Below are 13,413 nucleotides of genomic sequence, written 5' to 3' on the forward strand. Positions count from 1 at the left end.
CGTCATGAATGTTCCCTTATTTTTTATCTCACTGATTTACCGTAATTATTTGTGGGGATACCTCAGACTCTGACCCCTTTACTCTTTACTCTAGTTCAGGCCGGGTATGGCGCTAAAGTCGATTTCATCTAATTGTGATGGGTCTGCGTGCTGGCGAATATAGTCTTCGTAGACTTTGGCCTCGACAAAAATACGGAAAATATCAGGGTCGATTTTTTTACTTTCGACCATCTTCCCCATGATAAACAGACATTCACTAACAGGCTTGGCTTTTTTGTATGGGCGGTCTGAGGCCGATAGCGCTTCGAAGATATCTGCTACTGCCATCACCCTTGCTGGCACTGACATTTCAGCTTTAGTCAGACCGCGTGGATATCCTTTGCCATCCAGTGTTTCATGATGACATAGGGCATATTCACTTACTTGATCAAGGTGCTTTGGAAAAGGCAAAGAATCTAGAATGTCCATTGTCACTTCCATATGCCGCTTAATAATTTCTCGCTCTTCGAAGGTTAGCGTGCCCGCGCGCACGCACAAATTTTTCACTTCGTCATCACTGAGTACCGCTTGTACGCGATTATTCACGCTAATTTTATATTTGCTAGCCACGGTTTTGATTACATCCACAGCCTCGTCTGACAGATACTCACTCCCCATGTTTGAGGCTTTGATGATCTCGCGCTCGTTATTGAGCTCTGCATGGCGTTGGGCGCGCTCCTGTTCAAGGGCTGCTAGCGCCGAGAGATCATCGTTTTGCACCATCGCCAATTTGCGCTGCATTATGTCTAAATCAATGTCGCGACTGACAATTTCCAGTTTGGCATCGACATAGGCAATACGGTCGAAGATGGTGTGTAACTTAGTGGCTTTTTCAATCACTCGTTCAGGCGTCGCCACTTTGCCACAATCGTGGAGCCAGCCAGCGACCATCAATTGGTGACGTTCATTACCAGTGAGCTTAAAGTCGGCCAAAGGCCCAGTATCAGCCTCGTGCACCGCATCGGCTATCATCAGGGTCAATTCAGGCACCCGCTTGCAATGTCCGCCCGTATGTGGTGATTTTTCATCGATGGCTTTGGCGATAGTTCTGGCAAACGACTCAAATAACGCTTCCATTTCCAAAACCAGTGATTTGTTGGTTAAAGCAATTGCGCCTAACGAGGCAAATGAGCGTACCAGCTTTTCAATCGGACGAGTAAAGGGGACGTTGCAACCATCTTCCTGAGCATTGATCAACTGCAATACACCGATAATGTCACCAGTGTGATCTTTAAGAGGAATGGTTAGCATCGACTGGGTGTGGTAACCCGTGTGCTCATCCATTTTGCGCGCGGCACTCATGTCATATGGTAGCTCGTCGTAGACATTACGAATGTTTATTACGTTGCCCGTCACCACAGCATCGGCTACCACTGCCTTCTTATTGGGTTTACCACCTTTGTAGATAGGGATTTCAGGAAAGCTGACTTCTTCTCCCGAGCTGCCGCCCATATGTAGACCTAGCGTTTTGTTGATAACGGTGTCAAAGCGCAAATTTTTTTCAGGGGTTACCGAATAAATACTACCGGCATCGGCACTCGCCACTTTAATACTGTTGATAAGAATTTCTTCTAGCAGTTTGTGCGAATTAGACTCAGAGCTGATGCGAATACAAATATTAACCAAGTGGTCAAGTGCAGTATCTTCATTAAATGGAACTTGGATGTCCGCCATTACTCATCGAACTCCTATTTACGTAGATGTTTAGCAACACTGTCCTAATTACGAAGCAGTATAGGCAGTGTGGTGGCGCGCTACTGATGCGCGTAAGAAAAATAACACAGATTTTTAAATTGAGCATTTTTTGCTGGTGCAAATTTGACAATTACTGCTCGGCGAATGCTTTATTAAGGTAAGGAAGTCGCCGTACTAAATTCGTGTCGCGCCTTTCACCCAAGGAAATGAGAAAGTCTTGAGGAAGTAAAAAAGGGGGCATTTGTTTTTGGTAGTAACCTAGCGCACTAGACACGTTATAGCTTTATAATTGAATAAACTATGGGGACGATTGTTATTGAAATGCTCTCGAAGGCCTACTTCAAATCTTGTCTCGCCCATTACTCTGACCCAACGCTGTTTCAGGCATTCGTTTCTTAATTTCCAGTGAGTCTCTTCACGACTAACCAAATCACAGCCGTCCAGTATTCCTATTGAATGAAGCCAATTCATTTTGTGATGATTTAATACTTGCCCACGCCTGTCGTCGCATAAAGGTTGTGCAATAAACGAGCTCACTTAGGATTGTTGTCAATAATCTAATTAAAAAAGAAAAACAAAACATTTTATAGGGTTTTTCGCCAGGCAAGGCATCTAAGTAATGCAAAGAATTAGCAAAGCTTCACTTCGTACCCACAAATGACCTTAAATCAACAAGATATGTAGTGAATAGTTTGAGGTTGTCAAATATTACAACTAGTACAAATATACTAGCCGTAGTGGGAGGCAGAACGATGCGGCCTCATTAAGTTATTAATTTATAAATTTTTTATTCTATTTACTTCCGCTTACCTAATTCAATTGCATTTGCGGCTAACAATATTAGCTTTAGCGCTCGCGCATAGATTAAATAATGTGTGATATTTGACAGGAAAGATTGATAGCAAATGTACTTTTTATTATGGTTGAGTAATTTACCGCTTTGCTGTTACGACAATCATGACTGACACATTAATGAAGTCACCCAAGGTAACCAATCTTGTCGATTTTGCCAAACTCACAGACTACTCTTTGCTCAGTTCATTGTCTTGTGATCCGCAGTCCACACCCACTGGAGAGGACTATAACCCCAGGCAAGTATTCTCTGGTCATTATGTGCCGATTAAGACGACACCGCTGAATAATCCGGTGTACCTTGCACACAGTAAAACGCTGTTCGAAGAACTAGGGTTTGCCGATGAGCTGGCGCATACCGATGAATTTATTCAGATGTTTTCTGGGGATATGTCATGGGTGCCCGAACCGATGAAAAAAGTTGGGTGGGCGACTGGCTATGCGCTGTCAATTTACGGCACTGAGTATATACAGCAATGTCCGTTCCAGACGGGCAACGGATATGGCGATGGCAGGGCTATGTCTGTGGTTGAACTTGTCGCTAATCGCAAACGCTGGGAAATGCAATTGAAAGGCGGCGGTCGCACGCCGTATTGTCGTGGTGCTGATGGCCGGGCGGTTTTGCGTTCTAGTGTCAGAGAGTTTTTGGCACAAGAACATATGCACGCACTAGGTGTGCCCACATCGCGTTCACTCAGCTTGATTATGTCGCAGACTGATACGGTTGACCGCCCTTGGTACCTGGAGGGGTCAACGTCTGAAAATCCTGAAGTTATGATGGCCAATCCGGTGGCCATCACTACGCGGGTTGCATCATCTTTTTTACGGGTGGGACAACTGGAGTTATTTGGACGGCGCGCTCGCAGTGACGAGCACGATGAAGCAATGCCGGAGCTAACAGCAATTGTACAGCACCTGATTAAACGCGAATATCCCAACGACGTAGATACCACACAACCTTTTGCCAATCAGATCCTTCAACTAGCTGAAGCTTTTTGTCAGCGACTGACTTCGCTGACAGCTGACTGGCTCCGTGTGGGCTATTGTCAGGGTAACTTTAACAGTGATAATTGCGCAGCTGGAGGCTTCACGCTGGATTACGGTCCATTTGGCTTTTGCGAAAAGTTTGATCCGGCGTTTCAGCCCTGGACTGGGGGCGGCCAGCATTTTTCGTTTTTCAATCAACCTGCTGCGGCGTTTAAAAATTATGAAATGTTTTGCCGCGCGTTGGCACCGCTGTTGGCCGATGAGCCCGACCAGCTTAGTGCGCTTGAAACAATCCTCAACAACTTTCCACAACAAGTGGAAGCCGAGGTCAATGTGATGTGGGCTGCGAAACTTGGAATGGACACCTACGATAGTGAGCTATTGGTGTCATTACTACAGCTGATGGTGCGAACGCAGGTGGATTACACTATGTTCTTCCGTGAGTTATCTTCCATACCCGAAAGCGTCGCCGACATCAGTCAAAGCTTTTATAAGCCAGTAGACGAACCGCTTTCCAATGACTGGAATAGGTGGTTAGCAACCTGGCGCAGCAAGGCGTTGGACTATGCTGATGTTGAATTTGTGTCAGCACAAATGAAACAAGTTAACCCGAAATACACGTGGCGTGAATGGTTAATTGTGCCTGCCTACCAGCAAGCTGCGCAAGGTGATGCCTCACTGATTAATGAACTACAACAGGTACTAACACGTCCGTATGATGAGCAGTCTTCGGATATTGAAGATAAGTATTATCGTCTTAGGCCCGATGAGTTTATGCATGCTGGGGGGATTTCACATTACAGTTGTTCATCTTAATGCGGCTGTGATTGACTAGCTTGAACCGTAGCTGCAAGTATTTCTAGCGGCTCAACGCGTTTGAAAAAGGAACAATAGTCCGTCTACACCTTCTATTCCTTACGCTGCCTTATCTCGACCCCAATGTACTCACTGAGCTTATCGAAATAATCGAAATAAAATCGAAATAAGACACCCACCAAACCAAAGGTAGGCTATCTCCAATACATTCTTCGCACTCAGGCGATGGTAATTTTGTTAATCTATTCGCTAAGTGCGTGATGATTTTATCATTTTGAATAATACTTAGAATGATTGGATTACAAAGGTGTTTTTCAGGTACAGGTGCTCACACTGAAAAGCGTTAAATTGATGGTTAGAGGTTTTGAAACATTCAAGCAGCTAGCCGAGATTAACCGTTTTTCGAAAATCTCGTTTATACAACTTTCGTTTAATTGTCGATACGCAAAGTGTGTTAGAAAATTCAGTTTCAATGCTGGAAACCAGCCAGCTCCAGTCGGCTGAGTTTATGCCAGCGCGTTCGAGAATCGACTGATTACTAATAATCGTGCCTCGCTTTTTCGGATGCAAGTTCCGCCCCGTTTCCTCTACAAGTTGAATGTAGTCTTCCAGCCTGAAGGGCAACCCTGTAAGTAAGTTGTTGCTTGGGTTTCCAGCAAAGGGATAGAGAGTGGAGGGCTGGCGGTTATTTTTAACCGCGTTGATTCGCTTTTGAATACTGGTATGGTTTGAATGTTCAGGGGTGCTAGCCATGTGGGCGCGAACGGGATTTAAATCCACGTAGGCCATGCACGCAGCCAGCGAGGTTTCGTCTAGAAGGGCCTGTGACTTAAAGCGCCCTTCCCAGAAGCGACCTGTGCATTTATCCTCTTTGTTGGCTTGCCGCGCTATATGCTCATTCAATGAACGCATAAACCAACTGATATCGTGCAGGCGCTCGCGATAAACTTCTGCTGTTTTCTCAACTGCATTCAGCTCAATGTTAGACATTGCAGCTCTTTCTGCTTCATTAACAAATCGACGAGTCAATACCGTACCTTGATGTAATCTATGCCAACGTATCAGTACCTCTGTAGTTGACCAAGCCAATGCTTCGGCTTTATTTACATGCAGTACAACGTGAGTGTGATTACTCATCACTGCAAAGGCGCACACATCTATTGCGAATACTGCTGCCAGACTCAGCAATCGGTCTTCTACCCACTGGCGGCGATGCTCATAGCTTTGTCCGGTAAATTTGTCTTTACCACATAAAAACGCCCTGCGCACACAGCGGGAAACGCAATGGTAGTAAGGTGTCTCAGACAATGAGATTAGCGCTTTACGAGGCCTTGGCATGTGGAATTACACATTAGTTGGTACATGCTAAAACTTTGCATCAAAGCATTTTAACTTGATACTGTACCTTTGGTTAGAATGTGGGTGTCTGGGAACTGTGGTACAACGTGAGTGTGATTACTCATCACTGCAAAGGCGCACACATCTATTGCGAATACTGCTGCCAGACTCAGCAATCGGTCTTCTACCCACTGGCGGCGATGCTCATAGCTTTGTCCCGTAAATTTGTCTTTACCACATAAAAACGCCCTGCGCACACAGCGGGAAACGCAATGGTAGTAAGGTGTCTCAGACAATGAGATTAGCGCTTTACGAGGCCTTGGCATGTGGAATTACACATTAGTTGGTACATGCTAAAACTTTGCATCAAAGCATTTTAACTTGATACTGTACCTTTGGTTAGAATGTGGGTGTCTGGGAACTGTGGAATGTGGGTGTCTGGGAACTGTGGGAACTGTTGGGAACTGTTGGTGTCTGGGAACTGTTAAGCCCGCCGGTTAATGGACTGGCAGAGGAACAATTCTTAATGGGCATTTCGTACCTGAACCCTCTACACATCTACTCATGATAGCAAGCTTTCTTTACGTATTTTCTTCCATTAGAAGGAGAACCCATTTAATGAGCCCCCCTGTAAAAATTAAGGTAGTAAAGCGCCTGTCTCATTCCTTATTAAGCGTCCACCCTCTGGTACGATCTTCTTTTATTAAAGAAATAGAACCAACGGTTGTCGCTTTCCTATGCCTGAAATATGATAGCACTACTGCGTAACCGCCAAATTCGATATAAACTGTTGTGCTGCGGCTGACAGGCAACGGTTCGACAGATAAGTGCGTCCTTTTTGGTGATGTATTACAAACCCTTTTGTGGTTGAGTCGATACGAGTTACGTCCGGCCAGTGAATAACGTATTCAACGTAAGCAGAAGTGGTTTTCAAACCTTCTTCATCAATAGTCAGGGACAATTCGCTATTCGCTGCTCTACTCATCATTTGACGGGTCAACCACCAGGGTCTTCTGAACCGTACGCTCACCGCTTCCAGCGCGCCTAGCGCGACAAAAAACCAGCTGAGATAGGCAGTGATTTCCGTAAATAAAAGCATAGCTGCGCCTATCAAAAGCAATACGATAGCTTTGAAATAACGCTGCATAAAATTTTGTTCAACGAAAGACTCGTCGAAGGTTTCAGCAAAGTGGCTGCGGTCTAACTTGTATTTGGTCGTGTAGCTAAAGGGTGTTGGCATGTTAAAACCGAAGTTATTTAAATAAGCGCATGTAAGCGCGACAAGAGATGCGCATCATAAATCAATTTAGAATTGCTCGCATACTCAGGTGGCATGAAATTTCGATGAAATTCGAACAGAACAGTCATTTATCTAATGGCGAGGCGAGAGGGTCCCATAATTTGGTTTAATATATTGCATTATTTCATAATTAGTTTCCGTCGAAATTCAGCATCACGCACTATTTACAAAGCTTAGAAATACGCAAATACTACTAAGTAAGTCTAATTTGCACTTCCCCTCTTAATCCAGTGGGTAGGTTTAAATTTTCGTTATTAATCCACGATTCCATCAGTACGCTGCCAAATGATTCGTCTATATGTTTAGAAATCAGATCAACCGAAGTATTCAGCTGCTGGTTATAACTTTTATCGTTAAACTTCACAGTAACAATACGAGTGCACCAAGCGTATCTCGCTAGCGTACAGCGAGCCGCACTATCCGAATTCGAGTTAGTCTCCCTTCGAGCCCAATATTTGTTCTAGTTGCGATGTGGGAGGAAGCCCCATATGAAGCTGTACTGCGTTAGTTTTATCTTTGTAATAAATGGCGGGGGTAGCGCTAACGCCTAGTGACTGCATCAAAAGATGGTTTTCTTTTAGCTGTGTACGAACCTTCTCAGACGGTGATTCCAGTGGGCGAATTGGTCTGCTACTACTCGCTTCATGCTGGTGTAATGCTTCAGCTGGGTCTTTCGCACTTAAAATAGCTGCTGATTTTCCATAACTATCCGCTTTTAGTATACCCACCAGTATATGCCTAATTTGCACCTTACCGGATTCAACCCAAGGCCTTGCGTCCTCCCAGAATCGTTTGCAATAAGGACAGTTAGGATCAGTGAAGGTATAGATCACCTTTTCAGCGTCTTCACTACCATCAAGGACCCAGTTTGAGGATAACAAGGTCTGCCATTTTTTCTCGCTCTGTGGGCCGCTGATGTATCCCTCGAGCGCTTCTTTGCCCATATCGCGTCCTGTTGAATCGAGCATTTTCCCGGTAAATAAATAGTGTTTATTTTTAGAAAGATAAACCGTGAGCGCATTGCCCCTGAAGTCCACGATATAACCTGTCATACCGGAGGGTGCGTCAAATGAATCCACCACTTCCCCTCCCTGCTTCTCTATAAGTTGAAGTGGTTGTGGTAATTTGCCGTCAGCGGCAAGAATTGAATGTGAAAAAACTAAAAATAGAAACGCTCGTTTTAACATTAACTTTCCTCTGCTAAATCTGATTACTGTCATCAATAAGGGGCTGCATATAGTGCTGCAAACTTGCCTCTGAAAGCTCGCCCATATGGCTGTCTATAAGTTTGCCTTCTGAGTTAAAAAACAATGTGGTGGGAAGACCATAGGCTCCGAGCTCCTTGGCGGTTTTGCCTGTAAAGTCGAAGTACGCGTTGTCCAGCTCAATGCTATTCACCTCGAGAAATTGATGTGCTTGCGTGGGCGCTTCCCCTTGATTGACAAAAATAAACGTTACGTTTTTGTATTGTTGCTGGGCACTTTCCAGAATGGGCATTTCTCGACGACAAGGAGGACACCACGAGGCCCAGAAATTTATGATTAACGGTTTTCCAGTCTGTAGGCTCAATGACTGGGATTCACCTTTAGCATTTGCAACCTCTATATCATTAAAGGCAATTTGTTGTTTCATTAACGTGTTTACAACGAAAAGGGGAAAAATAACTAACCCGGTAATCACAGCTGATTTGAAATAAACAGATGCTACCTTGTGCTGACGACGGGTTTTAAAAACCAGCAACATAATTCCAGTGAACCAACCTAGATAATGATTGAAACCACCGTCTCTGATATCGAATGCGGCGATCCAGTCTTTTTGATAGATTTCCCACATTGTTATAACAAAGGTTACCCGGGCGACCACAAAGCCCGAGACCAAACAAAAAAACACCGTGTCAGTCGCAATCTTTTGGTATTCACTCGATTTGGTAAAAAAACTGACTAAGAACCAAAACAGCAATATACTGGCAAATAGCAAAGCTGTACTGGTCATTAACGCAAATGGGCCTAACGATATGCTGGTCAACACTCATGCCTCTTGGGTGGATTCTGTGAATAATCTAACTGACCCAGATTAATTTAAAATTAATATTGAATAGGTATCTTACAAATAAATTAATTCCGAGCACCGCAAGCGCTTATGAATATACTACTTGTCGAAGACGATCCTGTTATTGCTGATGCAATATGCGTTTATCTGGGAAACGCGATTATGCAGGTTACACATGCCAGCACGTTAAGTGAAGCCAAACATTATGTGACTACCTGCGCGTTCGACATTTGCCTATTGGACATCGCTTTGCCCGACGGAAGCGGACTGGAATTAATAAAAGTTGTGAAGAAGAAAAACCTGGCGCTTCCGATAGTTTTGTTAACCGCAAAAGATGCTATTGAGGATAAAGTAAAAGCGTTAAATGATGGTGCTGATGACTACATAACCAAACCCTTCGATTTTGAAGAGTTAATGGCAAGAATTAACAGTGTCTACAGGAGATTTACTCACCAGCAAAATAGTTACTTGCAACATGGTGAACTAAAATATGACGCAAAAAGCAAGCTTGCCACAATAGGCAACAAGCGCCTGGCTTTATCTGCTTCAGAACTAAAACTTCTTGTCGCATTCCTATCCAATCCAAATCGTATTCTAGATGAGAGCCAATTGAAAGACTGTTTGTATGGTATTAATGAAGACGTTAGCAGCAATGCGCTTAACGTTCATTTGTTCAATTTAAGAAAAAAGGTAGGTAAAAATATTATTGTAACAGAACGGGGTCTGGGTTTTCGGCTTGCTTCACTTGAAGAATCAAAATGATGAGCCTTCGTGTAAAGCTTCTGTCAATCATTGCGCCTGTTTTTACTTTACTGTGGTTAATTGCCAGTTACTTCTCTATTACTCAACTGAAAGACGAAATTAACCAGACTATGGATAACCGCTTGCTCGCAACGGCAAGAATGGTCAATAACTTAGTTCTGTCTAGCGAGCAGCCCAACACTACCTTTGGGCTGAAGGCGGGCACTCCCTTCAATGATAGCGGATCGACTAAAGGCCTTGCCTGTAAAATCAGCTCGTTAAACGGTGAGATTATTGCTAACAGTCACCCTGATGAGCTGAAATTAACATCTTTGCTGCCGTCTGGTTTTGACTCTGTGGTTATAGACGAAACAAGATGGCGTGTTTACACGTTAAACACCCAATTCCATGCGATCTCGATCGCTGAACGGCTATCTGAACGCCACTCAATCTTTATCGAAATTGTGTTGGTAAATGCATTACCCACTCTCGTTGCCATTCTCGTATCCTTTATAATCATTTGGTTTGCATTAGGCAGGGAACTTCGACCGCTTCAACTGCTTAGAAAGGCGGTAAGCGACAGGTCGCCGCACGATTTAAAGCCTATTCAACTTAAACATAAACTGGTCGAATTAACCCCCCTGATCGACAGTCAAAATACACTTTTCAAAAAACTTGAAAGCGTCATCGAACGCGAAAAATCCTTTACAGACAATGCAGCACACGAATTAAGAACACCGTTGACGGGTATAATAAGTCAGTTGCAAGTGGCAAAAGTAACAGATGGCGAGGTTCGTGAGAATGCGATCAAACAAAGTTTGTATAGTGCAATTCGCCTTCAGAGCCTAGTAGAAAACTTGCTGTTACTTGCCAGAATAGACCACAAATACGCTTCTCAAAATATTGAAAGCTGGAATGTAAACAACGAATTAACCAATGTGTTGCAGGAGCTAGGTGTGGGCAGTGACAAAATTGATGTGCATGTAGATACCAAACAGAAAATCAACCACATCCCAGCTTTCGCATTTAATATCATTATTAAAAATTTAGTAGAAAACGCGCTTCAGCACGGTGAAACCGATTCCTCTATTTCTTTAGATATTCAGGAAAAGACGCATGGGTTCTTTATAAAAGTTTCAAATTACGCCACTGTTTCAGATGATACACTTGAGAAAATGACGCAACGGTTTTGGAGAGCTTGTTCTGCACGAGGCACGGGGCTCGGGTTAGCTATAGTGAAAGCGTTAGTAGACGCACTAGACGGAACAATTGATATCTCTTATGAAAATAAGAACGTGTTAAGCGTATGTATCCTATTTCCTGTTGATAAAACGCCTTCGCCTTCAATGTAATAAGCGTTCACACCGATCGCCAAGATACATAAAGTTGCTCTGCTTACGGCCGTTTATAAACAACTAAATTTTAAGACAACGCCTATGAAACGTATCAAACAGTGATTGTCTTTTACTCAACAATAGTATCGGTGAGGCTTACTTGGCTGGAAGTAAGCCACTCAATTTATATAGCCAAATTGCCATCGGACGTAGCTTGCGACCATAACGTTTCACTTCGATTGCCCGTTCGACAATAAGCTAAGACAGGGCCTGTGGCCTCACGTAGTATTGATTTAAACGTCGCAACATCATTAAGGCCTATTTTTCCGGGGACCACTGGTTGATAAATTGCGCTAAGGTTTACTGCACAAGCTGCGTTGTTTATCTCTTGAAAGTTAGTTTGCCCCTCGCCTTCATTATCAGGCCGATTACACACGATAACTCGGTAGCCTAGCTTCTTAATGGCGGCGATATCGTTGACAGAGATTTGTGGCGATACTGCCACATCTGGACTTAATTTCTTAAGCTTCACAAGTCACCTCACAATGCATTGATTGGAATTTTAATGTATTGCAAGCCCGACTCAGATTTTACGCCGAAGTCACCAAGCCGAAGATTTGTTTGTAGCGAAGGAAACAATAATTTAGGCACTGATAAGCTGGCATCTCTGGCCTTACGCTTTTCCACAAACTCTTCAAGCGTAGTGTCGGGGCGAATTTGTACATTTGTCTTTTTTTGTTCACCTACCGAAACAGCTGACAACGGCTCGTTGCCCTCGGCCGGATAGTCATGACAAAGGTAAATAGTCGTCTTATCTGGCAAAGTGTAGATGCGCTGAATAGAATTAAATAAACTGGTTGCAGAGCCACCTGGGAAATCAGCACGAGCGGTTCCAATGCTAGGAGAAAAAATGGTATCGCCTACAAAAATTGCATCGAATTCTTCACAATAATAACTCGCACAAGCGGGTGTGTGGCCTGGGGTGAACCAGGTGACCAGCGTGATATTACCGATGGAGATCGTATCGCCTTCATTCAATAAGGTATCAAACTGTTCACCCGTAATTGGAGTAACGTTAGTATCGTCAAACATGGGTACCCAAATTTTTAGTACCTCTTTGATGCGCGCCCCAATTGCAGTTTTCCCGCCGATATGGGTCTGTAAATATTTAGACGCCGTTATATGGTCAGCGTGAATATGAGTTTCTAATATCCATTCGTTAGACAGATTATTATCTTTTACATAGTTAATAACTTGGTTTGCACTATCAGTTTTCACCTGTCCTGACGAATGGTCATAGTCTAATACCGAATCGATAACGGCACATTTTTTGGTGGCTTCATCAATGACGATATACGTAAAAGTGGAGCTTGAATTATCGAAAAACGTTTTTACTTTCATAAATCCTCTTCTTTAAATTAACTCTTTTACCAATATAAAAATAGCGATGAACAAGGTGAAAACGCCAAAGCCTTTTTGCAGCTTATTACCGTCTATTTTGCTTGCCATTCGCGTTCCGAACCACATGCCGAAAATTGTAAAAATAATTAGCTTACCGATTAGTAACCAATCTACGGAAACGCCCGCCTGAAGGTCGCCCGTAAACCCGATTAAAGACTTCAAGGAAATGATAAGTAACGAAGCGCCAACGGCTTTTTTCATTTCCATACCCATTAACAATACCAGTGCGGGTATGATCAAAAAGCCCCCGCCAGCCCCAAGCATGCCGGTGGCCACACCCACTACCGCGCCCTCTACTACAATATAGAGCGGGTTGTGGTTTCCTTTTGTTTGCTTTGACTGCGACGTATTTTTAGTCAGCATCATATAAGCGGATAGCATCATTAAAAACGCGAAACTCACCATTATCAGCACATCTTTTTCAAGCACGAATGGCGTAGAGAAGATGACCTCGGGGATAGCTGGCATCAAATAAGCACGGGTAAGATAAACCGCTATTATTGATGGCACAGCAAAAGTTAAAGCGGCCTTAACTTCAATTAACCCCTTTCGATAGTAGTTTATTGCGCCATAAGTGGCAGTAAGGCCCACTATTAGAAGAGAGTAACCTGTTGCTGTCGAGGCGTCCTGGCCAAAAAAATAAACTAAAATGGGAACAGTAAGAATTGAACCACCGCCACCGATTGCGCCTAATACCATCCCCATCACAATAGCGGCTATAAAACCAAGATATTCCACAAAACACCCCTCCTGTTAATATAAGGAATAATATATACCATTTTGGAATAACTCAAGGCTACT

General features: G+C 43.6%; 12 protein-coding genes and 1 pseudogene. 4 read left to right on the forward strand and 9 right to left on the reverse strand.

From position 1 onward, the window contains the following. Positions 1–90: 90 nt before the first annotated feature. Positions 91–1,713 (reverse strand): HD domain-containing phosphohydrolase, encoded by a 1,623-nt coding sequence (locus OPS28_RS12900; protein WP_265609882.1) that lies wholly within the window; start codon positions 1,711–1,713, stop codon positions 91–93. A 978-nt stretch (positions 1,714–2,691) separates the two neighbouring features. Between OPS28_RS12900 and OPS28_RS12905 the strand changes: the two genes are divergently transcribed. Next, positions 2,692–4,389 (forward strand): protein adenylyltransferase SelO, encoded by a 1,698-nt coding sequence (locus OPS28_RS12905; protein WP_265609883.1) that lies wholly within the window; start codon positions 2,692–2,694, stop codon positions 4,387–4,389. Between the two features lie 381 nt (positions 4,390–4,770). On the opposite strand, the gene OPS28_RS12910 is transcribed toward OPS28_RS12905, so the two are convergent. Together OPS28_RS12910 and OPS28_RS12915 are read right to left on the reverse strand one after the other, a co-directional pair. Further along, entirely contained in the window at positions 4,771–5,727 is a 957-nt protein-coding gene (locus OPS28_RS12910) for a transposase (protein WP_265609884.1), read from the reverse strand. A 101-nt stretch (positions 5,728–5,828) separates the two neighbouring features. After that, positions 5,829–6,053: pseudogene (locus OPS28_RS12915) on the reverse strand (transposase); the annotation flags it as partial. A 193-nt stretch (positions 6,054–6,246) separates the two neighbouring features. Between OPS28_RS12915 and OPS28_RS17185 the strand changes: the two are divergent. Further along, entirely contained in the window at positions 6,247–6,495 is a 249-nt protein-coding gene (locus tag OPS28_RS17185) for a PEP-CTERM sorting domain-containing protein (RefSeq protein ID WP_442863998.1), read from the forward strand. Here the strand turns inward: OPS28_RS17185 and OPS28_RS12920 are convergent. The 3 genes from OPS28_RS12920 to OPS28_RS12930 all read right to left on the reverse strand — a co-directional run bounded on the left by OPS28_RS12920 (position 6,485) and on the right by OPS28_RS12930 (position 9,055). After that, entirely contained in the window at positions 6,485–6,967 is a 483-nt protein-coding gene (locus OPS28_RS12920; RefSeq protein WP_265609885.1) for a YcxB family protein, read from the reverse strand. The genes OPS28_RS17185 and OPS28_RS12920 overlap by 11 nt on opposite strands. 491 nt (positions 6,968–7,458) lie before the next feature. Further along, positions 7,459–8,214 (reverse strand): thiol:disulfide interchange protein DsbG, encoded by a 756-nt coding sequence (gene dsbG, locus OPS28_RS12925; RefSeq protein ID WP_265609886.1) that lies wholly within the window; start codon positions 8,212–8,214, stop codon positions 7,459–7,461. Positions 8,215–8,227: 13 nt separating this feature from the next. Continuing rightward, complete coding sequence (locus OPS28_RS12930; RefSeq protein WP_265609887.1) at positions 8,228–9,055, reverse strand: TlpA disulfide reductase family protein; 828 nt, start codon at positions 9,053–9,055, stop codon at positions 8,228–8,230. Positions 9,056–9,166: 111 nt separating this feature from the next. Between OPS28_RS12930 and OPS28_RS12935 the strand changes: the two genes are divergently transcribed. Together OPS28_RS12935 and OPS28_RS12940 are read left to right on the forward strand one after the other, a co-directional pair. Further along, a complete protein-coding gene (locus tag OPS28_RS12935) occupies positions 9,167–9,838 on the forward strand; it encodes a response regulator transcription factor (protein WP_265609888.1) in 672 nt (223 codons plus the stop codon). Next, entirely contained in the window at positions 9,835–11,169 is a 1,335-nt protein-coding gene (locus tag OPS28_RS12940) for a histidine kinase dimerization/phospho-acceptor domain-containing protein (protein WP_265609889.1), read from the forward strand. Before OPS28_RS12935 ends, OPS28_RS12940 begins: the two co-directional genes overlap by 4 nt. A 166-nt stretch (positions 11,170–11,335) precedes the next feature. Here OPS28_RS12940 and OPS28_RS12945 read toward each other — a convergent pair whose 3' ends face one another. The 3 genes from OPS28_RS12945 to OPS28_RS12955 are packed head-to-tail and all read right to left on the reverse strand — an operon-like array spanning position 11,336 to position 13,350. Beyond that, positions 11,336–11,683 (reverse strand): TIGR01244 family sulfur transferase, encoded by a 348-nt coding sequence (locus OPS28_RS12945; RefSeq protein ID WP_265609890.1) that lies wholly within the window; start codon positions 11,681–11,683, stop codon positions 11,336–11,338. Positions 11,684–11,691: 8 nt separating this feature from the next. Continuing rightward, positions 11,692–12,552 carry an MBL fold metallo-hydrolase gene (locus tag OPS28_RS12950; protein WP_265609891.1) on the reverse strand — a complete coding sequence of 287 codons (861 nt, stop codon included), beginning with the start codon at positions 12,550–12,552 and terminating at the stop codon, positions 11,692–11,694. Positions 12,553–12,564: 12 nt separating this feature from the next. Continuing rightward, entirely contained in the window at positions 12,565–13,350 is a 786-nt protein-coding gene (locus OPS28_RS12955; protein WP_265609892.1) for a sulfite exporter TauE/SafE family protein, read from the reverse strand. Between the last annotated feature and the right edge of the window lie 63 nt (positions 13,351–13,413).

It is taken from the genome of Alteromonas sp. ASW11-130 (assembly GCF_026183735.1).
Lineage (GTDB): Bacteria > Pseudomonadota > Gammaproteobacteria > Enterobacterales > Alteromonadaceae > Alteromonas.